We start from the raw sequence: 21,651 nt of genomic DNA on the forward strand, positions 1-21,651 counted from the left end.
ACAGCATAAGGAATCTTATTTAACTTTCATCTTACGAATCATTCTATAGAGTAAATTTGGGGATAACCGAGATACCCAAACACCTAATTTCTCTTTTGCGCCACCGACTACAATATATTCTTCTTCTTGCATCAGCGCTTTGACCACTTCCTGTGCAAATACATCTGCTTCAAGACCATTTTCAATTGCTTCATCCTGATGGCCTTGTGGCTTTCCCTCACCATTAAGCGCATTAAAAGACACATTGGTTTTAACAAAACCCGGAAAGATCACAGAAACTCCGACTCCAAATTGTGCAATTTCAGCACGTAAGCTATTTGCCCACATATGAATAGCGGCTTTAGCTGCTGAATAACTGGCGCGATATTGAGTCCCTAATAAACCCGCTACACTGGAAACAAAGGCGATACGGCCAGTTTTTTGCTGAATAAAAGTTGGAAGCACAGTTTTAGTCAGATATACCTGCGAAAAATAATCAATTTCCATAATCGCGCGTTCAGTCTGCATGCTTGTATCCTGAATCAACGCACGCTGACTGAGTCCTGCATTATTAATTAGCCAGTCAATTTTTCCCTTTTCTTCAAGCACCTGTACATAAGCATGGCGAATTTGAGATTCATCGGTAATATCGGCAGCAATTGAAATATGTCGTTCAGGTTTAAATAAACCAATTCTCACACTTTCCAATTCATCATATCGGCGTGCCGTTAAGATAACTTGTGCCCCTTGCAACGCACATTCACGTGCCAAAGCTTTTCCTAAACCAGATGATGCCCCAGTAATCCAGACGACTTTATTTTCAAGTGTTGTTAACTTCGCCATGTTTATTCCCTTATTAATGATTAGATCATGCTTCTTTTTGCATAAACATCAGAAAATGTTCAATATATTCATTTGCTGTCGTAGAATCAATTTTTTCACCCAATTTCTCAAGGCGTTTATATCCCAAATGTGTCGTCATATTAATCACTCCGTTTAAGGTTTTGTCGACAACCAGATTAAACTTAAGTAATTTTTTTGGATTACGAATGAGGCTAGTCACCCCTTCATCTACAATTTGAGTGAGTAATTGAAATGCTTTAGGAACATAACTCATCTGCCCTTCACGTACTTTTTCAATATATGCAAATGCTTCTTGAACCAATACAGAATCTAACTCATAGCGTACATAAATTTGTCGATTATGCTCACTTAATAAATCTGAAAAGTAATTCACCAAGGGCGTTAAACGTTCATTGCTAAAAAATGAAACTGACCACGGCATATATTTGCGCATAGTCTCCAAGATTTGCTGAATCACTTTTTCTGATTCTGCTGCATGTTTTTGCGCATATTCGTTATTTTTTTGCTTTTGTTGGTACAACAACTCAGCAAAGACTTGCTCTATAATCTCACAGGCAATTTCAGATAAAACATTCCCCAAAGCCTTAGACTGACTTTTTTCTGCTCCCAGATTTAATTGCATTCGAATACTTTCAAAACGACCATGTGTTGCTTCATTAATTTTTAAAAAGACTGCATATCCCATTGCATTATCCCCAAATTTTAAACTCATCTTCTCTCGCTTATTTTTATAGATCAATTAAATGACTACTTTACATAAATTTAGCAAGTTTCGCTCAAAAACATAAACTTTTTTTACTGACTCTACAGATTACTTTTGCACCAAAATAGATAACAATTTTTTAGCCCAATCCAATCTGATCGTAACACGCCATTTTCATTGTTTTTTTGCTACAATAGATACAATTTTTTATTCTCTTTTGACTTCTAAATTATGTCTGATGCAACCGCTCAATCTGCTCAAAACATTGCGACCACTTACGATCCGACTGAGATCGAAAAAAAATGGTATCAAACTTGGGAACAACAGGGCTACTTTAAGCCATCTGGTCATGGTGAATCATTCTGTATCATGATTCCACCGCCAAATGTGACAGGTAGCTTGCACATGGGGCATGGTTTTAATAATACCATTATGGATGCCTTGACCCGTTACAACCGTATGATGGGTAAAAATACCTTATGGCAACCAGGAACAGACCATGCGGGTATCGCCACACAAATGGTGGTTGAACGTCAATTGGCTGCACAAGATGTAAGTCGTCATGACTTAGGCCGTGAGCAATTTATAGATAAAGTCTGGGAATGGAAAGAACAATCAGGTGGCACCATTACCAAACAAATTCGTCGTTTGGGATCTTCTGTAGATTGGTCACGTGAACGCTTTACCATGGATGAAGGCTTATCTAACGCAGTGAAAGAAGTCTTTGTTCAACTGCATGAACAAGGTCTTATTTATCGTGGAAAACGTTTAGTCAACTGGGATCCAAAACTACAAACTGCCCTATCTGACCTTGAAGTTGAATCGGTTGAAGAAAAAGGTTCTTTGTGGCATTTCAAATATTTCTTTGAAGATAAATCACTTAAAACCCAAGATGGCAATGATTATTTGGTGGTGGCAACTACACGCCCAGAAACATTGTTAGGCGATAGCGCAGTTGCGGTACATCCTGAAGATGAACGTTATCAGCATCTGATTGGTCAAAATATTGTATTGCCGATTACTGGCCGTTTAGTGCCTATCGTTGCAGATGAATATGTCGAAAAAGACTTTGGTACAGGCTGTGTCAAAATCACGCCTGCCCATGACTTTAATGACTATGATTTAGGCAAACGTCATGACTTGCCAATTATCAATATCTTCAATAAAAATGCCGAAATTCTGGCTGATTTTGAATTTATTGCCAAAGCTGGCGAACAGATTTCAGCAACCATTGCTGCACCGAGTGATTATATTGGTTTAGAGCGTTTTGCTGCCCGTAAAAAATTGGTTGCACAAGCAGAAGCCGAAGGCTGGCTGGATCAGATTCAACCTTATGACCTTAAAGCACCTCGTGGCGACCGTTCAGGTGTCATTGTTGAGCCATTATTGACCGATCAATGGTATGTAAAAATTGCACCGCTTGCTCAACCAGCAATTGAAGCGGTTCAAGATGGACGCATTAAGTTTGTTCCAGAGCAATATACCAATATGTATATGGCGTGGATGAACAACATTCAGGACTGGTGTATTTCACGCCAACTCTGGTGGGGTCATCGTATTCCTGCATGGTACGACGTTGATGGCAACATCTATGTAGGTCGTAACGAAGAAGAAGTTCGTGCTAAAAATAATATTCCAGACGATGTGACTTTACAGCAGGATGAAGATGTTCTGGACACTTGGTTCTCATCAGGTCTTTGGACATTCTCCACCTTAGGTTGGACAGGTGATGCTGCCAAAGATAAACAAAATTATTTCTTAAACACCTTCCACCCAACTGATGTACTAGTCACTGGTTTTGACATTATCTTCTTCTGGGTGGCACGCATGATCATGCTGACCATGCACTTTATGAAGAATGAAGATGGTACTGCACAAGTACCGTTCAAAACTGTGTACGTACATGGTTTGGTTCGTGATGGCGAAGGTCAAAAAATGTCAAAATCTAAAGGGAATGTACTTGATCCTTTAGATTTGATTGACGGGATTGACTTGGAAAGTCTGGTGGCTAAACGTACCTTTGGTTTGATGAATCCGAAACAAGCTGAAAAGATTGAAAAATCGACGCGTAAAGAGTTTCCCGAAGGGATTAATGCTTACGGTACAGATGCAGTGCGTTTCACGTTCTGTGCGCTTGCCAATACAGGTCGTGACATTAAGTTTGATTTAAAACGTGTCGAAGGCTACCGTAATTTCTGTAATAAAATCTGGAATGCCACTCGTTTTGTACTGATGAATGTTGAAGGTCAAACTGTTGCTCAAGAAGCTCGCCCTGAGCTTTGGGAACTTCCAGAACAATGGATCATCAGTCGTTTGCAAAAAGCTGAGCAAGCTGTTCATCAAGCATTTGCAACTTATCGTTTAGATCTTGCTGCACAAACCATTTATGACTTTATTTGGAATGAATATTGCGACTGGTATGTTGAACTGACCAAACCTGTTTTGAACGATGCCAATGTTTCAGAAGAACGTAAAGCTGAAGTTCGCCGTGTGTTACTTGCAGTGATAGAAGCATCACTTCGTCTAGCACATCCATTGATGCCGTATTTAACCGAAGAAATCTGGCAAACGCTTGCGCCAATGATTGGCAAAGGTGGCGATACGATCATGACGGCGCAATACCCTGTTCCTGAAGCAGCAAAAATCAATGAACAAGCCGAAGCAGATATGCAATGGTTGCAAGGTTTAATTGGTGCGGTTCGTAACATTCGTGGAGAAATGGGCTTGGGTAATGCACGTTTATTACCTGTATTGCTGCAAAATATTTCGGATGCAGAACGTACTCAAATTGAGCGTATTCAACCTTTATTTAAAGCACTGGCAAAAGTTGAAAGCATTGAATTCTTGACCAAAGATCAGGAACCACCACTTTCTTCTTCGAGTGTGATTGGTCATGCGTCTGTCTTTGTGCCAATGAAAGGTTTGATTGATCCGAAAGCCGAACTTGGTCGTTTACAGAAGGACTTGGATAAAGTTCAAAAGCAACATGACCAGATTGCTAATAAATTGGGTAATGAAGGTTTTGTGGCAAAAGCACCGGCAGCGGTAGTTGAAGGTGAAAAAGCCAAGTTGGCTGAATGTGCTGATCAGTTAAGCAAGATTAAAGCGAGTATGGAGCAGATTGCTGCGCTTTAAGGTGTTGGTAATTTAATCTAATTCGTAGTGTAAAGGACTGATTATTCAGTCCTTTTTTAAACAACTCTTTATTCAATCAACAATGAGTAATGTTGCACCATTTAAGCTAAAAGATTGATGTGGTTCCGCATGATCACCGACCTGATAACTCATTCCTTTGGTTAAAATAAAAGTTCTACCATCTTTTAATCGACTTTCAAGCGATCCCTCAAGACAAAATAAAATATGACCCTTTTCACACCAATGATCGGCTAGATAATTGGCTGAATATTCCACCATTCTGACTCTAATTTTGTTATTTTCTTCACCAAAATACTGTGTTTTCCAGTACGCTTTTCCAGTCTCACCGTTATATTCTGTCGTTTCTATTTTTTCCCAATCAGTGACTTGAAAAGGAAAAGGGAAAATATTCATATGTAGTTCCAAACTCTAAATTCATTTAAATATATAATCAAATTATCTCTCGAAAATATATCGATTCAATTTACGCGATTGTAGCGCTAACACTTTTGATATTCTCCAATCACCATATAAATCTCACCATTCAATCATCAAAAATAATCTGACCACAACAAATAAATTCTGCTGCATTACTCTCTATACAATAGTATGAAAAATTAGGCAATCACCCCACCCACCAAATCACCAAGGGCAAGGTCACCGCAGCACAAAGGGTTTGAAAACTAATCACCGCAGCCATAAGCTGGCTATCCCCTTTCAATACTTTAGTCAGGATATAAGCCGCAGATGCAGTCGGTAACGCAAAAAAGATAACCGTAATCTGGCTTTCTAACTTGGAAAGTCCCAAATGCAAACACACAAAATAAGCCACTGCAGGCATTATCAGTAACCGAGCAAAAGTATCTAAAATTAAAACAGGAACATCCTTTCTCATCTCCTTAAACTGTAAAGCGGCACCGACACAAAGTAATCCCAAAGGTAAGCTCGATGCAGAAAACAGCTTAAGTAAATTTGTAAAACCGTCCCAAACGGGAATATGTAATACATTGACCAAGCCACCTAAAATGCAGGATAAAATCAGAGGGTTTTTAAGCAATGCAATTAAAACTGGTTTAAGCGACATTTGTTCAGACGGCGTAAGCGCAAGTACAGAAATGATATTAACGACAGGTACACTCAGCGCCAACAAAATAGCCAAAATCGACATGCCTTCTTTTTGATAAAGTGCAGCGACTAAAGCCAACCCAATATAAGTATTAAATCGAATAATACTTTGTACATGTACCCCAAAACGGGCAGGTGGAATCTTTTTTAAAATGCCTAAAAAATAAAGCACACAAGTAACCATAAGAAGCACTACAAACATCGCCGTGATCACCGTTTTGACACTATGCGGATCGATATTTGCTGTAGCCAATGTATAAAACAGTAATGCAGGGAAAAGCACGTAGTAGTTCAGTTTCTCTGCACCCAGCCAAAACTCATCACTAAAAAAATTATATTTTTTAAATAGATAACCTGTTGCGATTAAGGCAATAAGTGGAAAAAGTGCGAGAAAAATATGAGCCATAGCCGACCATTATTAACTATCGTTATTTTTAAATCCTGACTTATTCTATTCCCAAAATGATTGCTAATCTTAAATTTCGCGTTAAAAACAATCAAAGGGTTAATAATGAAAACAGCACCATATTTGACCAACGCGCACCACTATTATTAAAAAAATTGGAAATAGCCGCTAAACTGGTGCATTTTTTGCTTGATGCTTTTTATGATCATAAGATAATTACTATGATCGCTATTTTTTAGATTTACTAAACCATTTTGGTGCATTAACAATATAAGTTGTGCAGTTAAAGTGATTTTAAGCACCTATTTTGAGCAGATTATGCAAAATGTAGATCTTTTTTTCTTGTTGTTAGGCGCTGTCTTAGTACTAGCCATGCATGCTGGTTTTGCATTTTTAGAGCTAGGTACAGTCCGCCATAAAAATCAGGTCAATGCACTTAGCAAGATTCTGACTGACTTTTCAATCTCTGCAATTGCCTATTTTTTTATAGGTTATTACATCTCCTATGGTTTGCATTTTTTTCATATGGGCACAACGCTTTCGGCAGAACATGGCTATAACCTGATGCGTTGTTTCTTCTTACTGACCTTTGCCGCAGCGATTCCTGCCATTATTTCAGGTGGTATTGCCGAACGCGCCAAAATGCGCCCTCAAGCGATTGCAACCTTTTTATTGGTTGCGTTGGTTTATCCATTATTTGAAGGTATTGCATGGAATGGCAACTTTGGTCTACAGAATTGGTTACAAACACATTTTGGTGCGCCATTTCATGACTTTGCTGGTTCTGTGGTAGTTCATGCAATGGGTGGTTGGATCGCACTTGCAGCGGTACTTTTATTAGGGGCACGTCATGGTCGTTATAAAAATGATGGTCGTGTCAGTGCGCATCCGCCATCATCTATTCCATTTCTGGCTTTAGGCTCATGGATTTTAATTGTTGGCTGGTTCGGCTTTAATGTTATGAGTGCCCAGCGAGTCGATGCAATCTCTGGTCTTGTTGCGATTAATTCACTCATGGCTATGGTGGGCGGTACACTCAGCGCCAATCTAGCAGGAAAAAACGATCCAGGATTTTTACACAATGGCCCATTGGCTGGTTTAGTTGCTATTTGTGCAGGCTCAGACGTGGTGCATCCTTTTGGTGCATTAATGATTGGGTTAATTGCAGGTGTGATTTTCGTTAAATTATTTACATATACCCAAAACAAACTAAAAATTGATGACGTTCTAGGTGTTTGGCCTTTGCATGGCGTTTGTGGTGTATTTGGAGGTCTGGCTGTAGGAGTATTTGGACAACAATGGCTAGGTGGATTAGGTCATGTTTCTTTTATGTCACAATTGATTGGAAGCGTTCTAGCAGTCAGTATCGCCCTACTGGGTGGTTTCATTGTCTATGGTGTTTTAAAAGTGACAATAGGCATTCGATTATCACAGGAAGAAGAATTTCAGGGCGCAGATTTGTCTATTCACAAAATTTCTGCCAACTCAGAAGAAGGTATGTTTTAAATCCCTTCACACTTTCATGATGATCTTTTAAACGGTTCTTTAGAACCGTTTTTTTTGACTAATTTTTTATTGTATTTGAACGCCGTTTCTAAAAAGTGACATCCTCTATAACCTGACATAAAATATCCATTATAAAATGTAGGGTTTAATTTTATGTCTAATTTTACGGAGTTGCTCCATGCATCTCTCGATCAACAGAACGAATCCATTCAGTCTTATGAGTTTGAGCATGTCAAAGTTTGGCTAAAAAAAGCATCTACACGGCATTCTATCTGGATGTATACTCCTCTGAAATGGCTGGCACGTTTGCTTCATATAGAAGCATTAACGCCTATTCCTAATTATGGCGGCAAGAAAGCAATTCACTGTGAATATCGACGTATTACTTCCCTTGCAAAATTAGGAGTAAGCACTCCCAAAGTGTTAGCTCTCTGTGATAATGGGATTTTACTTCAAGATGCTGCAAACGGCGGTCAACATGTTATTCAACTTGATCATGCACTTGCACAAGCAGATGGCTCTGAGCAGCGATTAAAACTTTACACAGATGCAATGACTGAAATTCAAACACTCCACCATAAAGGTGCCTATTTAAGTGAAGCTTTTGTTCGTAATATTTTAGTCGATGCGCATCATCATTTTACTTTTATTGATTTTGAAACAGATCCACGAGAAATTCTAAACTTAAAAAACTGCCAAATACGTGATTGGTTATGTTTTATTTTCTCATCATCATATCGTTTTAAATTAGAGGAAATTGAACAAGCGAGTACCATTTTTTATGATGCGCTGAATAAAAATAAAAAAGTGTTGCGTGAAATCTGTAAAATTGGGCATAAATTACAATGGATTTTACATTTTAAACCAGAAAAACTAGGCAACGATGGAAAGAGAATCCAAAAATGTATGCTGTTTTTAAAAAAACTGGAGCAACATGAACCTCTCCCAATGATCTAATGAAAATCAATCAAACCCTTTTAATCTATTCAACTTTTTAAGATTTTTGGCAAACGTACCAATACACTCAACCCCCCTAGCTCTGGGCTTTGTGAAAGGATTAACTCACCGCCCAAACGCTGCGTTGCTTTATCCACAATAGACAAACCAAGACCACTTCCTACTTCAAGATGATGATGTACACGATAAAAACGTTTTAATACCTGATCATAATATTGTGGATCAATCCCTGCGCCGCTGTCTTCAATTTGCACACAGGCATAGTTATTTTCATTTTCATATACAGAAATATTAATCACACCAGCCACTGGAGTGTACTTAATCGCATTATCAATCAAGTTAAAAATGATAGAGTGAACAGTAGGTTCAATACTGACCATTTCAATATCTTCATTGCGCTCAAAGCCCAGATCTATTTCCTTTTCCATCGCTAAATTCATCAGCTGCTCGACACAATTCAATGCGACGTTATTGAGTTGAAAAGTGCTAAATCGCTCAAGGCTATTCATTGAAGCATCTTGCTTAGCTAAAGCCAAAAGCTGACTAACCAAATGCTGGATACGAGCCAAGCCTTTGCTCAGGTTTTGTAATGCCACGTGGTCTGGAAACTGGCTTAATAAAATTTTGGTCTGCAAATTTAAAGCGGTAATCGGGGTACGCAGTTCGTGAGCAGCATCGGCAACAAACTGTTTCTGCTCTTGTTGAGCTGTAGAAATCCGTTCAAATAGCCGATTCATTTCATGAATGGTGGGTGAAAGCTCTTCAGGATAATGTTTTTCATAAATAGGTGCTAAATCATTAGAATCACGTTGAATCAGTTCAGATTTAAAGTCATCTAGTGGTTTTAAACTACGTCGAATAATTCCCGCTAAACCAATGAGAGCAAAAGGTAAAATAATGACATAAGGCAAAAACATGCTTCCCGCAAGTTCAAGCGCCATGACCTGTCTAACTTTTTGTTGTTGGCTAATTTGAATTTGAAAATCTTTGGTCGGCATTACATAAGTACGCCAGATTCCATGTTCAGTCTGCTGCGTATAAAAACCTGCATATTTGACAGGAGGAACCAATAAACGGTCTGCATGACTTAAATGGCTTTGTTCCTTGTATGCCCAAATATCAACAAAAAGATCTTCTTCACGATAAATACGATCTTTTTCAAAGTGACTTACGACAGCCGCATAAGGTTGAGTTGCAGAGCGCTTAGCCAAATATTGCATTTGTGCATCAAGAATCTGATTACTTTCTTGTAAGGCAATTTTGTACGCTGAAAAAATAAGAACACAGCCCAGCAAAATACTAAAAATAGACGTGTACCAAATTAAGCGCCGCTTTAAAGAATAATGCTGGAACATAGATATTTAAAATCCTTTAGCTATGTCCAAGACGATAACCCAAACCGCGAATTGTACGAATAAAATCCTTACCCAGTTTAGAGCGCAAATGATGCACATAGACTTCAATAGTATTACTGGTCACTTCGCTATCGAAGTCATACAGCTTATCTTCCAAATTTGCTTTGGAGAAAATCTTATTTGGATGTGTCATGAGTGGAATTAAAATTGCCCACTCACGATTAGAAAGTTCAATTTCCTGACCTTTTACTGTGGCAACATGCTTCTCGATATTTAAGATTACATCGCCACTTTTGAGAATTTGATCCTGACTGGTGGCTTGTGCCTCTTTACCGCTACGGCGCAATAATGCGTGGATACGTGCCAATAACTCATCAAACTCATAAGGCTTGATCAAATAATCATCAGCCCCCTGATTTAGTCCATCTACACGATTTTCCAGTTGATCACGTGCTGAAATAATCAGCACAGGTACAGCAGTTTTCTGACGAATTTGCTTCAGTACCTGCATACCATCCATCATGGGTAAACCAAGATCAAGCAATACCAGATCAAAAGTCTGTTTTGCAAGTTGTGCTAGGCCATCGATTCCATTATTTACCCATTCCACATCAAATTGATGATACTTGAGCAAAGTAAGCGTGGACTCTGCAATCATGAAGTCATCTTCAATAATTAGGATTTTAGGCATGGTATTGGCTCACAGCTAATCAATTTATTATCAGGATTTCTATCTGTATGTCATGTCGCTTAGATATTCATGTCATCCAAAAATATCTTAAACCCAATGACAGTGTATCTGAACATTAGAATGTTTATTTTCATCCGTATTTAAACAGGTAATGTTTAAAATGACCAGTCCGATATAATCCTGCAAGCGATTTTATATCGAATAAATAACGTCTATCATTTTGGTCTTTAGGAGTTTTTATTTTTACCTAATTAAATAATTCAAACCAGTAACCTGTATTTGTCAAATAAACTTAAGTATCATATAAACTCAAAAAATGGGATCGAACATCAACATCATATTCCGATTACACCCTGCTAATCTAAGAATTTAAACTTAAAACTCTCTTAAATAAAGAAAGGCGACCTTTCTGATCGCCTCTATTTAGCTTATTGATTTATTAGAATTTAAACTCTAAGCCAATTCCTCCGACAGGCTGCTTATCTTTTTTGTCTGCCTGCTCAAGTGTTAAATAGCCTGCATAACCATAGGTTCTAAATTGCTTACTAAATGCATAATCTAACCCTGCAATAATTTGTTCGGCTTCAAAATCGGATACATTGGTTTTAAAACTGGTATTGTTTTGGCTGTATTGACCTTTTACTGTCCAGTTTTTTGCATTTGGAAAATTATATTCAGCGCCAATCAACCAGCCATTTGCGTCATCAATTTTTTCTGAACCCACTGCATTGCCTGCCACACGCTCAACCTCTGAACTCTGATAAAGTGCTTTTAAAGCCAAATTATTATCTAGTAAATTAATTCGACCAATCGCTCGAATCGTATTGGCAGCGGCTAAAAGAGAACCACCTGAAATTTCTGGTTCAGATGCATTTAAAAAGCCACGTCCTAAAAAGGTGCTTGGAATCGCTTTGTCATAGCCAATCCCTGCAACCACAATTTTATTGTCATACACAGCCGAGGCAGACCATGCATCGCCTAAACCACCGCCCGCAGCTTTTACGCCACCACTCGATGACTTAATGCCTGAGCCTTCCCCAGTGGCTAGCAGTGCATTAATTTTAATCTGACCATTAGGTAAGTTTAGTGCAGGAGATTCATATACAACCACATTATCTACTCGGTTTTCACCAGTAAAAATACCTGTAATATCAGCTTTGTTAGCAACATAATTATTAAATGTGTCTACGACTGAGGAAAGTTGTTTAACGGGTGTATCGTGTTTACCAATTTTCAGCGTGCCGAATACATTATCTTTTAATCCCACAAAACGATTACGCTGCGCCCAGTCGGTTCCATCTCCATCGGCGTTAAATGCCCATTCTGCCAAATAAACTGCACTTAAACGTTCGGTTAATTTTTCTTCACCTTTTATCCCAAGATATGAACTATTGGAACTGAGTTCCCAAACATCACTATCTGATTTTGTTGCATTACGTTCAGGCAAGTAATCAAGCGAAGTGTCGATTTCCCCATACAACGTCGGTGCGGCAAAACTGGTTCCAGCAAAGAAAGATAAGGCAAATGCCAATGCAATTTTGGTTTTCATATTTTGTTCCTGTGTAAATTTGTTACAAATCCTACACAGTTCGCAAATATTACAGAACGATTAAAATTTTATTAACTTATTCAGTTTTTTGCTTAGGCTAATTTTTACATTATTGATTTTTAAATAATTATTTATTTAAATTTTGTATAATGTTTTTTCCATTGATAAAGCGGAATCATACATATCATCGCGATCAATACAATCGAACTCAAATACACAGCGTAGCCTAGCCAGTCTCCCACAATTCCACTTACCGTGTATAAGCCGCCTCCCACGGTGGCCATGATTGCAACCTGAAAGGTAAAATCAGTGCCCGCCAAAGTTTTTCGACTGTATTGCATCACCAAAGTTAGAATAACCACCAAAAGCATGGCAGAAACGGCATCTTCAAATGCATTAATCAGATAAATAATCATGTTTGGTAGTTTGATATTCTGACCAAAAACAAAGGCTAAACCTGCATAAGCCAATAGGCTTAAAATTTTCAAATAAGAAAATAAAATCAATAACATTGAACGCGAATAGCGTTTAAGTAAGTACCCTGAAATTGCTGCTCCACATAATGCAGCAAAAGCACCAAACATCGTGATATATACACCAATCTGAGTAAAGTTAAGTCCCATATCCACCATGAGCGGTTTTAATAATGGCCCACTCAAACCATCCGCAACTTTAAAACTGATCAACACCAGTAGCCAACAACGTAGCTCTTTTGATTGCGTAAAATGATCAAAATAGTCTTTTAATGAATACTGCAATTGCGCTGTATTATTTATTCTGGTTTGCTCATTTTTATAATATAAAATTGGAATGGTATTCATGAGTACAGCCAAAGCTAGCCCCAGAAAAGTTATTTGCCAACTGAGCCAATCTAAAGCCCAAAGCAAAACCCCGCCACCAACGATAAAACCAAGCCGAGAACCAATAACCTGAAAGGTATTACCCCAATGTTGTTGATCTGTTTTCAACAAATTAACCGCTAGACCATCGGTCGCAATATCTTGTGTTGCACCAGTTAAATTTAAAAAAAGCAGCAGTACAAAAAACAAAAAAAGATAATGTGTTTGACCTAATGAATCAATCGGATAAAAAGATAAAATTACTAAAATGACCACACTAAAAATTTGCGTGGGTAATATCCAACTACGATAATGCCCTATTTTAGAATAACCAAATCGATCGACCAGTGGTGCCCAAAGTATTTTGATTGACCACGGTAACATCAGTAAACCAAAGCCACCAATCTGTGCCAGCGAAACACCTTGCGACCTTAAAATTACAGGCAAGGCATGTGTCATAAACCCAACAGGTAATCCTTGCGCCCAATACAATGAAAATAATAAAACATATAAGCGCGTAGGATTCAGCATTTATTTCCCTTTGCAAAATATTGGGCATTAAAGTCTATATTCTGCCAATGTCAGTTTAATTTCAAAAGACTATGATGATAAAAAGGATTTTTTTATAGCCAGCAGGATATGCAATATTTTCCAGAATTGCCCAATCAGGTTCCACATCGTGGTACAACTTTTAGCCGTGCTTTATTTAAAAAAATGTTCTTGGCACAAGGCTGGAGCATTGAAGGTGAATTGCCAAACTTAGCCAAAGCTGTCGCAATTATTGCACCACATACTTCCAATATTGATGCATGGTATGGTTTTTTAGCAATTGGTGGCTTAGGCATTAAAATTACTGTTTTGGGCAAAGATAGCTTGTTTAAACCACCTTTCCAGCCTTTATTAAAATGGGCAGGGTTAATTCCTGTAAAACGTGATCGTATCAATGGATTAACTGAGCAAGTTGTTCATTTCATTGAACAACAGGATCAGATCTGGGTAGGTATGGCCCCCGAAGGTACACGTAAAAAAGCAGAAAAAATAAAAAGTGGCTTTTATCAAATTGCGTTAAAAGCGCATATTCCGATTGTGATTTTTGCTTTTGATTTTGATCAAAAAAAGATTCATAGCTTAGGCTTATTTCATCCAACAGGTCACTATGAACAAGATCTGGATCAAATTATGCAGCATTTCGCAGGAAAATTTTCAGCGCATACACCAAACTGGCTCTCATTACCTTTACAAAATCTAGTCAAAAAACGCTAGTATTCACCAATTAAATCTGTTCAGATGTGCGCATCTTTTTTGGCCATTTTTGCTATTTTAATTGAAGATGAAAGTTGTACATTTTGCCCTGATTGGCACCCTGAGTCTTGCGCTATTTGGTTGTGATAAAACCGTTAAAACTCCCACTCAAACCACACCTCTCAAAGCCCGCGAACCCGTGATTGCATTAGCTCTTGGCGGTGGTGGTGCTAAAGGCTTTGCTCATATTGGGGTAATTAAAGTTTTAGAGTCGCATGGTATTAAAGCTAAAATTGTCACTGGAACCAGTGCAGGTAGTTTTGTCGGTAGTATTTATGCTAGTGGTCAAACACCGTATCAAATGCAAAGTCTTGCGCTAAAGCTACAGGAATCGGATTTACGCGATCTGACGCTTAATCGTCAGGGCATTATTTTGGGTCAAAAATTACAGGATTACGTCAATACCCAAGTAGGCAATAAACCGATTGAAAAATTCCCAATTCGCTTTGCCGCAGTTGCCACTCGTCTGGACAATGGTCAAAAAGCCGATTTTATTAAAGGCAATGCAGGTCAAGCAGTTCGCGCATCTTGTAGTATCCCCAATGTCTTTGTACCGGCAACGATTGCTAATGTGAAATATGTCGATGGCGGTCTGGTAAGCCCTATTCCAGTCAAAACAGCAAAAGATATGGGCGCGGATATTGTGATAGCAGTCGATATCTCTGCACGTCCCACAGGTTCAGGCGCGGGCAATATGCTAGGCCTTTTAGATCAAACCATTAATATTATGGGTCAGCAAAGTATCAGTACAGAGTTGAATCAAGCCAATGTCGTCATTCAGCCAAAAGTCGGCAATTTAGGCGTACTGGATTTGAAATCGAGCAATCAGGCAATTTTGGAAGGCGAAAAAGCAGCTCAACTGAAAATAAAAGAAATTCAAGGTGTAATTAATGCCTTTAAAAAATCCCCAGCCGCACTAAAACCTGCACCACGTCCAAAATTTTAATGCATCTTTAACTCATAAAATGGGTATTTGAGCTTTAGGCTTAACTACCCATTATATTGCCAAATTTATAGCATTTTTTTGATTTTTATATTCATTTTGCTATTTTAATATTCATCCTTGCCTAGTTCTGTTACATTGATGACTGATGATTTTTTCATCTCTATCATAAGTAATATGAGCAACGCTATGGAATTATTTTTAGAACCCTGGCATTGGTTTGTTTTAGGTATTATTCTCATGCTTTCCGAGCTGATTTTACCTGCCTTTGCCGCCCTTTGGTTTGGTATTGCCGCCATTATGGTAGGTATTTTACTGTGGCTTTTCCCGATGATGAGTGTAAACACACAAATTGTACTGTGGATTATCTTGTCAATTCTTTGCACCATTCTATGGTTTAAATTTATTAAGCCACTTTCAATTGATAAAACTAAAGCTGGATTATCCCGTGAAGCCACGATTGGTCAGGTCGGTATGGTGATTCAGGTCGGATTAAGCCATGATCAGGTCGTAGTACGTTTTGCTTTGCCTGTATTGGGAGCCGATGAATGGAACTGCCGTAGCCTTTCTCCTGTACAAGTGGGAGATCGTGTCAGGGTGGTCGATATTATGGGCAATGATCTAGTTGTTCAATTACATAAATCTCAAGAAACATAAGAGGATTTTTTATGCCAGTCGGTACGATTATTGGTTTAGCCTTTCTCATTTTTGTGGGTGTCACCATCTTTAAAGGGGTGCGTATTGTCCCACAAGGCTATAAATGGATTGTTCAGCGCCTTGGGAAATACCATGCGACCTTAAGTCCAGGACTTAATTTTGTGATTCCCTATGTCGATGAAGTGGCTTATAAAGTCACCACAAAAGATATTGTATTGGATATCCCCTCTCAGGAAGTGATTACCCGCGATAATGCAGTTTTGGTCATGAATGCAGTCGCTTATATTAATTTGACCACCCCAGAAAAAGCGGTTTATGGTATTGAGAACTATACATGGGCAATTCAAAATCTGGTTCAGACCTCATTACGCTCCATTGTGGGTGAGATGGATCTAGATGATGCATTATCTTCTCGTGACCATATTAAAGCCAAGCTTAAAGCTGCAATTTCAGATGATATTTCAGACTGGGGCATTACCTTAAAAACAGTTGAAATTCAGGATATTCAACCTTCAACAACAATGCAGGCTGCGATGGAAGCTCAAGCCGCAGCAGAACGTCAACGTCGTGCAACCGTAACGCGTGCAGATGGTGAAAAACAGGCCGCGATTTTAGAAGCCGATGGACGGTTAGAAGCATCTCGTCGTGACGCTGAAGCTCAAGTAGTACTCGCTGAAGCTTCGCAAAAAGCCATTGAGATGGTGACTTCGGCAGTCGGTGAACAGGAAATTCCTGTGGCTTATTTATTGGGCGAACAATATATCAAGGCTATGCAAGATATGGCAAAATCCAACAATGCCAAAACGGTGGTACTCCCTGCCGACGTTCTCAATACTATTCGTGGTGTGATGGGGCGAAATCCTTCATAAGCCAATCATCCATCATTCACACAATTCCTTTCCTTCAAGGAAAGGAATTGCTGCTCTGAACAAAAAATCAGTTTTTTCTAGATAATACAAACTGCGCGATTTCTAGCAAGTCTTTGGCAGATTCACCAAAATAATCTAGTGCAGAAAGCGCTTGCTGCTGTAAAGATTGGGCATAGTGTTGTGCCTCATCTAAACCCATCAATGCAGGATAAGTCGATTTTTCAACCTGTTCATCTTTACCTGCGGTTTTGCCTAATGTTTCTGTGGTGGAAATAATATCCAGTACATCATCATGCACCTGAAAGGCTAAACCAATATGTTGTCCAAATTGGCGCAATTGAGGAATGGCTTGATCAGTTCCAGAAAATGCCGTAACAGCCCCCATCATAATCGCAGCCTGAATCAAAGCTCCAGTTTTATTACGATGAATGGTTTCTAGTTGATCTTGATTGATCGCTTGTCCTTCTGCCTGCAAATCCATGACTTGGCCACTGACCATTTTAGAACTTGCAGTTGCTAAAATTTGGACTTGTTTCAACACAATTGCGGTATCAACGCTACTTTGCTGATCAAATAAACGACTGGTCAAAACCTCAAACGCCATCGACTGTAAAATATCTCCTGCAAGTAAAGCCGTATCTTCGCCAAAAGCCACATGACAGGTCGGTTGCCCCCTGCGTAACAAATCATTGTCCATACATGGAAGGTCGTCATGTACCAATGAATAGCAATGAATAAATTCAACTGCAACTGCTGCCCGACGTGCCGCAGCAAAATTTGAATGCTGATTGAGCGATGCTGCTGCATAGCACAGCGCTGGACGTACACGTTTTCCACCCAACATCACAGCATGATAAACCGCAGATTTTAAAGGTTCAGCCAAAGAGAATGCATCTAAGGCCATTTTTAAATCTTGCTGAATACGCTCTTGTGCCGCAAATAATGCATTGGCATTTACTTGTGAAATCGATGTCACGACAGCCTCGGATGAAACAAAAAATGAAAGATCTTTACACTCTTGGGTACGATCTGGCGGATTGCCCATAAAGATAACATATTCAATTCAGCCACATGCTGTTTTCATCAGCTAAAACAAATCTGACACTCTGTTTTGATTAAAAAATGAGGGCGAGGAACTAAGCTTTAGATCACTCCAATGAAATACTTTTATTTTTTTCGCGGACTTTGACATTCTTAATTGCAAAACACAAACGTGATTCAATTTCAGAAAATGAAGTTAGTTCATGAAGAGAAGGCTTATAGATTGCAACTGTTGCCGTCAATCTATCTTGAAGACCATTTTCAAACAGATACGCAGCTTCATAAATTGCGATTCGAAGGCGTTCCGCCAAAGTATAAGCTGTCAGTTCGGATGCATTGGGCATAATGACAACGAATTGCGCAGAATTCAGTCGATAAAGCATACTTTCTTTAGGATTCAAATAACTCTCTAAAAGCTCGGCAATTTCTTTTAGAGCGACATCTCCCTGACTATAACTATAAGTTTGATTAAATTTTTTGAAATCGTCTAAATCAATCATCAAGGCATAAAAGGGAATATGCTTATGTTCTGACTGAGTTTCGCTCAACCATTGTTCCAGAGCCAAACGATTTGCAGCACCTGTGACAGGATCGACATATAAATATTCCTGTAAGCGCAGATTATTCAGCTCCAGTACACGTTCACGGCGTTTTAACTTGGTTACTTCTGCCCAGACAATCATAATTGCAATAATCTGTTCAGCATCATCCTTTAAAGCGCGCCAGTAGGTATTATAAAAATGCCCTTTTACATAAAGTTCTTTCTCATAATGCCCTTCCTTATGCTCAAATTGATCGAGTACAGTCACGATTTCATCTTCAATATTTTCAAGAAAACTACTTATTGATTTACCTTGCATATATAAGGCATCGCTTGCATATATATCTGCAAACAACTGATTTACTTTCAAAAAAATACCATCGCTACTTAAAATAAATGCAGGAATGGGTAATTTATCCAATAAAGACAATGTCGGTACTGAACTTTGAATGGTTTCCTTGGAAATTAAAGGTGTCAGCGTACGTAATTGTAGCTGCCCTAAAATAAATACCGTTTCTAAATCATTATCATTAAGCATATTCAGTTATATTTTTCCCACCAGAAGAACATTGTACTCAAAAGTTATTCAAAATATGTATTAAAATTAACTTAATTAATTATTTTAATGACTTAATTCTCATAAAGGCACTAAAGATTATCTCAAAACTAGATAGATACTATTCCACTAGTCCTAAAATATCGCTCCAATATTATAAAATTTATACACTATTATTTTAATATTATTTAATAAAGCCCTATATTCTTTGTTTGAACTATAGGACTTTATATTTTTGATTGATTTAAGTTTACATCAACCTCTATTTTTCAAATATTTTTATTTAAAAACAATCTTCTGGAACTCGCACCCAGCCTTCCATTAATACTCGGGCACTGCGACTCATGATGGCTTTTTTCACCACCCATTTTTCTCCATTTCGCTCGGCTTGTGCGCCCACCCGTAAACTTCCTGATGGATGACCAAATCGTACTGCTTCTCGTGCGCCCCCACCTGCTGCAAGATTGACTAAGGTTCCAGGAATTGCGGCGGCAGTTCCAATAGCTACTGCTGCTGTTCCCATCATGGCATGATGTAATTTACCCATAGATAATGCACGTACCAGTAAATCAACATGCTGTGCTTCAACCATTTTCCCACTAGATGATTGATAAGAGTTTGCTGGTGCAACAAATGCAATTTTTGGCGTATGTTGACGTGCTGCCGCTTCAGAAATATCTGAAATTAAGCCCATTTGTACAGCACCATAAGCCCGAATTTTTTCAAATCGTGCAAGTGCTTGGGTATCACTATTAATTGCTTCCTGTAACTCTGTGCCTGTATAGCCGAGATCAGCGGCATTTAAGAAAATCGTGGGAATACCTGCATTAATAAAAGTCGCTTTGAAGCTTCCAATCTCTGGAACTTCAAGGGTATCCACCACATTTCCTGTAGGAAACATATCGCCGCCCTCTTCACCGTCATCGGCAGGATCAAGGAATTCAATCTGAACTTCTGCCGCAGGAAAAGTCACACCATCCAGTTCAAAATCGCCTGTTTCTTGAACCTGACCCTGGGTGATAGGTACATGGGCAATAATGGTTTTTTCAATATTTTTTTGCCAAATTCTAACGGTACATACACCGTTATCAGGGATACGGCTCGCATCCACTAAGCCATTACTAATTGCAAAAGAACCCACCGCAGCAGTTAAGTTGCCACAATTTCCACTCCAGTCAACAAAAGGCTGATCAATCGATACTTGTCCAAATAAGTAATCGACATCATGCTCTGGTTGGGTACTCTTTGCCAGAATCACCGTTTTACTGGTACTTGATGTTGCACCACCCATTCCATCAATTTGTTTACCATACGGATCTGGACTACCAATAACCCGAAGTAATAGCTGATCTCTTGCTTGCCCTGCAATTTTCGCGGATTCAGGTAAATCATCCAGTTTAAAGAAAACTCCTTTACTGGTTCCACCACGCATATAAGTAGCTGGAATTTTAACTTGTGGTCGAGAACTCATGATCCTTCATCCTTTTCATTTATATTTGTGCATCACCCAAATAAGGCATATCTAATTTTATACATCATATAAGCAAAAAAATCAGATGTATAAATGGCTATTTGCATTACTTGGTTGAATTTAACTTGTTAAGTGCTAAGTTTCTAATATCTTCGCTTTCATCATTTAAGAAGTATTCAGCCATTTCAGGTAGTTCAACCAACACTTTTTTGCGAATTTTAGGGTCTAGGTCAGTTTTTAGTTTTGATGCAAAAGATTTGTCTATATGAAAACACAACGATTTAATATCAGCCGATTCATCGTTTATAAAGAGTTCAGCTAGATTTTTATGCTGATACAGCGCATTCCATCTAACCTTTAAACTTTTGTCATTCACATACTGTCTAGCACACACCTCCCATTTTGCACACCACTCTCGTACAAAGTCAGAAGAATCATTCATCAATTTCAAACCATATTCTTCACTTTTCACAGCAACTACAGCACGAACATAGTGATGTGTATCGTTTAAAAGTACATCTGAAATCTTTGTTGAAGCATATACACAGGAAGCCCGAACATCAGGACTTTTATCATTCATTAACTCATGTGCAATTAACTTGTTATTTTTAGCTGCTCTCATTCGCACATCATCACATTGACTATGCGCCATAACAACCAAACTACTAGCCCACTTCGCACAACCGACATCAAAAAATTCCCAAAAATCTTCATTATTTTTTAATTCTTCAATGAATTTTTGGTGTGAGTTTGTAATTGTTGAAAATTTTTTAGATATTTCTTCATCATTACAGATGCCTTCAAATAGCCCTTGATGGTATTCCATAAAGTCATCATAACTAAGGTCTTGGCAAATCATATCAATATAAAATGGCACATCTGCAAGTTTCATTTTAAAAGGCTTGTGGAGTATATTACCTACATAATATCTACAATTATGGCATGAAAAAATAAGCATATAAGTAAAAAATCAAATTAACAACTCTCAACCTTGAATTGCAAATAGCCGTATAAATATGTAGATGTAACGCTAGAAGATTTATTTTCTAACACTGCTGCCCTTTTTCTCAATGGCCTAAATCATTGCTAAATGATTTAAAATGTCCATGAATCGATCGAAATCATGACAAATTCGACTATTAAGTTCAACTAAAGTCGATCG

The 21,651-nt window shown here is 38.4% G+C and carries 19 protein-coding genes; 7 read left to right on the forward strand and 12 right to left on the reverse strand.

Annotated features, from left to right (window positions below):
- Positions 1-15: 15 nt before the first annotated feature.
- Positions 16-822 carry an SDR family NAD(P)-dependent oxidoreductase gene (locus A7A69_RS06460; RefSeq protein ID WP_152876640.1) on the reverse strand — a complete coding sequence of 269 codons (807 nt, stop codon included), beginning with the start codon at positions 820-822 and terminating at the stop codon, positions 16-18.
- A gap of 25 nt (positions 823-847) precedes the next feature.
- Entirely contained in the window at positions 848-1,528 is a 681-nt protein-coding gene (locus A7A69_RS06465; RefSeq protein ID WP_151981522.1) for a hypothetical protein, read from the reverse strand.
- Between the two features lie 249 nt (positions 1,529-1,777).
- Here A7A69_RS06465 and A7A69_RS06470 point away from each other — a divergent pair, with 249 nt between their 5' ends.
- Positions 1,778-4,681 carry a valine--tRNA ligase gene (locus A7A69_RS06470; protein ID WP_152876641.1) on the forward strand — a complete coding sequence of 968 codons (2,904 nt, stop codon included), beginning with the start codon at positions 1,778-1,780 and terminating at the stop codon, positions 4,679-4,681.
- Positions 4,682-4,753: 72 nt separating this feature from the next.
- Here the strand turns inward: A7A69_RS06470 and A7A69_RS06475 are convergent, their stop codons facing one another.
- On the reverse strand, positions 4,754-5,095 hold the full coding sequence (locus tag A7A69_RS06475) for a DHCW motif cupin fold protein (RefSeq protein ID WP_152876642.1): 342 nt from the start codon (positions 5,093-5,095) through the stop codon (positions 4,754-4,756).
- A gap of 211 nt (positions 5,096-5,306) precedes the next feature.
- The gene (locus A7A69_RS06480) at positions 5,307-6,212 is read right to left on the reverse strand and encodes an AEC family transporter (protein WP_152876643.1); all 906 of its coding nucleotides are present in this window, start codon (positions 6,210-6,212) and stop codon (positions 5,307-5,309) included.
- 318 nt (positions 6,213-6,530) lie between these two features.
- Between A7A69_RS06480 and A7A69_RS06485 the strand changes: the two genes are divergently transcribed.
- The gene (locus tag A7A69_RS06485) at positions 6,531-7,718 is read left to right on the forward strand and encodes an ammonium transporter (protein ID WP_152876644.1); all 1,188 of its coding nucleotides are present in this window, start codon (positions 6,531-6,533) and stop codon (positions 7,716-7,718) included.
- A gap of 153 nt (positions 7,719-7,871) precedes the next feature.
- Positions 7,872-8,675, forward strand: coding sequence for a BUD32 family EKC/KEOPS complex subunit (locus A7A69_RS06490; RefSeq protein WP_152876645.1), 804 nt, complete (start codon positions 7,872-7,874; stop codon positions 8,673-8,675).
- A 29-nt stretch (positions 8,676-8,704) separates the two neighbouring features.
- On the opposite strand, the gene A7A69_RS06495 is transcribed toward A7A69_RS06490, so the two are convergent.
- The 4 genes from A7A69_RS06495 to A7A69_RS06510 form a co-directional block, all read right to left on the reverse strand.
- Positions 8,705-10,030: an ATP-binding protein gene (locus A7A69_RS06495; RefSeq protein ID WP_120370836.1), complete on the reverse strand. Its 1,326-nt coding sequence runs from the start codon at positions 10,028-10,030 to the stop codon at positions 8,705-8,707.
- A 16-nt stretch (positions 10,031-10,046) separates the two neighbouring features.
- Positions 10,047-10,721 carry a response regulator transcription factor gene (locus A7A69_RS06500; RefSeq protein WP_120370837.1) on the reverse strand — a complete coding sequence of 225 codons (675 nt, stop codon included), beginning with the start codon at positions 10,719-10,721 and terminating at the stop codon, positions 10,047-10,049.
- A gap of 439 nt (positions 10,722-11,160) precedes the next feature.
- Positions 11,161-12,270 (reverse strand): porin, encoded by a 1,110-nt coding sequence (locus tag A7A69_RS06505; protein ID WP_152876646.1) that lies wholly within the window; start codon positions 12,268-12,270, stop codon positions 11,161-11,163.
- Positions 12,271-12,401: 131 nt separating this feature from the next.
- The gene (locus A7A69_RS06510; RefSeq protein ID WP_152876647.1) at positions 12,402-13,640 is read right to left on the reverse strand and encodes an MFS transporter; all 1,239 of its coding nucleotides are present in this window, start codon (positions 13,638-13,640) and stop codon (positions 12,402-12,404) included.
- Positions 13,641-13,748: 108 nt separating this feature from the next.
- On the opposite strand from A7A69_RS06510, the gene A7A69_RS06515 reads away from it, so the two are divergent.
- From A7A69_RS06515 to A7A69_RS06530, 4 genes are all read left to right on the forward strand, one after another.
- A complete protein-coding gene (locus A7A69_RS06515) occupies positions 13,749-14,372 on the forward strand; it encodes a 1-acyl-sn-glycerol-3-phosphate acyltransferase (RefSeq protein ID WP_152876648.1) in 624 nt (207 codons plus the stop codon).
- Between the two features lie 67 nt (positions 14,373-14,439).
- Positions 14,440-15,357 carry a patatin-like phospholipase family protein gene (locus tag A7A69_RS06520; RefSeq protein WP_120370841.1) on the forward strand — a complete coding sequence of 306 codons (918 nt, stop codon included), beginning with the start codon at positions 14,440-14,442 and terminating at the stop codon, positions 15,355-15,357.
- 186 nt (positions 15,358-15,543) lie between these two features.
- Entirely contained in the window at positions 15,544-16,011 is a 468-nt protein-coding gene (locus A7A69_RS06525; protein ID WP_120370842.1) for an NfeD family protein, read from the forward strand.
- Between the two features lie 11 nt (positions 16,012-16,022).
- On the forward strand, positions 16,023-16,880 hold the full coding sequence (locus tag A7A69_RS06530; protein WP_120370843.1) for an SPFH domain-containing protein: 858 nt from the start codon (positions 16,023-16,025) through the stop codon (positions 16,878-16,880).
- A gap of 67 nt (positions 16,881-16,947) precedes the next feature.
- Here the strand turns inward: A7A69_RS06530 and A7A69_RS06535 are convergent, their stop codons facing one another.
- The 4 genes from A7A69_RS06535 to A7A69_RS06550 all read right to left on the reverse strand — a co-directional run bounded on the left by A7A69_RS06535 (position 16,948) and on the right by A7A69_RS06550 (position 21,381).
- Positions 16,948-17,856 (reverse strand): polyprenyl synthetase family protein, encoded by a 909-nt coding sequence (locus A7A69_RS06535; protein WP_120370878.1) that lies wholly within the window; start codon positions 17,854-17,856, stop codon positions 16,948-16,950.
- A gap of 172 nt (positions 17,857-18,028) precedes the next feature.
- Positions 18,029-19,000: a sensor domain-containing diguanylate cyclase gene (locus tag A7A69_RS06540; RefSeq protein WP_241675221.1), complete on the reverse strand. Its 972-nt coding sequence runs from the start codon at positions 18,998-19,000 to the stop codon at positions 18,029-18,031.
- Between the two features lie 301 nt (positions 19,001-19,301).
- Entirely contained in the window at positions 19,302-20,489 is a 1,188-nt protein-coding gene (gene prpF, locus A7A69_RS06545; RefSeq protein WP_152876649.1) for a 2-methylaconitate cis-trans isomerase PrpF, read from the reverse strand.
- A gap of 106 nt (positions 20,490-20,595) precedes the next feature.
- On the reverse strand, positions 20,596-21,381 hold the full coding sequence (locus tag A7A69_RS06550) for a HEAT repeat domain-containing protein (RefSeq protein WP_151981488.1): 786 nt from the start codon (positions 21,379-21,381) through the stop codon (positions 20,596-20,598).
- Positions 21,382-21,651: the final 270 nt, after the last annotated feature.

The sequence above is a fragment of the Acinetobacter guerrae genome (assembly GCF_009372255.1).
GTDB lineage: Bacteria > Pseudomonadota > Gammaproteobacteria > Pseudomonadales > Moraxellaceae > Acinetobacter > Acinetobacter guerrae.

Excerpts from the sequence above, each read along its gene's own strand:
- A7A69_RS06550 (WP_151981488.1), bottom strand. The coding sequence starts at position 21,381 with ATGAAACTTGCAGATGTGCCATTTTATATTGATATGATTTGCCAAGAC.
- A7A69_RS06505 (WP_152876646.1), bottom strand. The coding sequence starts at position 12,270 with ATGAAAACCAAAATTGCATTGGCATTTGCCTTATCTTTCTTTGCTGGA.
- A7A69_RS06515 (WP_152876648.1), top strand. The coding sequence starts at position 13,749 with ATGCAATATTTTCCAGAATTGCCCAATCAGGTTCCACATCGTGGTACA.
- A7A69_RS06540 (WP_241675221.1), bottom strand. The coding sequence starts at position 19,000 with ATGCTTAATGATAATGATTTAGAAACGGTATTTATTTTAGGGCAGCTA.
- A7A69_RS06480 (WP_152876643.1), bottom strand. The coding sequence starts at position 6,212 with ATGGCTCATATTTTTCTCGCACTTTTTCCACTTATTGCCTTAATCGCA.
- A7A69_RS06490 (WP_152876645.1), top strand. The coding sequence starts at position 7,872 with ATGTCTAATTTTACGGAGTTGCTCCATGCATCTCTCGATCAACAGAAC.
- A7A69_RS06500 (WP_120370837.1), bottom strand. The coding sequence starts at position 10,721 with ATGCCTAAAATCCTAATTATTGAAGATGACTTCATGATTGCAGAGTCC.
- A7A69_RS06520 (WP_120370841.1), top strand. The coding sequence starts at position 14,440 with ATGAAAGTTGTACATTTTGCCCTGATTGGCACCCTGAGTCTTGCGCTA.
- A7A69_RS06495 (WP_120370836.1), bottom strand. The coding sequence starts at position 10,030 with ATGTTCCAGCATTATTCTTTAAAGCGGCGCTTAATTTGGTACACGTCT.
- A7A69_RS06525 (WP_120370842.1), top strand. The coding sequence starts at position 15,544 with ATGGAATTATTTTTAGAACCCTGGCATTGGTTTGTTTTAGGTATTATT.
- A7A69_RS06470 (WP_152876641.1), top strand. The coding sequence starts at position 1,778 with ATGTCTGATGCAACCGCTCAATCTGCTCAAAACATTGCGACCACTTAC.
- A7A69_RS06530 (WP_120370843.1), top strand. The coding sequence starts at position 16,023 with ATGCCAGTCGGTACGATTATTGGTTTAGCCTTTCTCATTTTTGTGGGT.
- A7A69_RS06465 (WP_151981522.1), bottom strand. The coding sequence starts at position 1,528 with ATGGGATATGCAGTCTTTTTAAAAATTAATGAAGCAACACATGGTCGT.
- prpF (WP_152876649.1), bottom strand. The coding sequence starts at position 20,489 with ATGAGTTCTCGACCACAAGTTAAAATTCCAGCTACTTATATGCGTGGT.
- A7A69_RS06475 (WP_152876642.1), bottom strand. The coding sequence starts at position 5,095 with ATGAATATTTTCCCTTTTCCTTTTCAAGTCACTGATTGGGAAAAAATA.
- A7A69_RS06460 (WP_152876640.1), bottom strand. The coding sequence starts at position 822 with ATGGCGAAGTTAACAACACTTGAAAATAAAGTCGTCTGGATTACTGGG.
- A7A69_RS06485 (WP_152876644.1), top strand. The coding sequence starts at position 6,531 with ATGCAAAATGTAGATCTTTTTTTCTTGTTGTTAGGCGCTGTCTTAGTA.
- A7A69_RS06510 (WP_152876647.1), bottom strand. The coding sequence starts at position 13,640 with ATGCTGAATCCTACGCGCTTATATGTTTTATTATTTTCATTGTATTGG.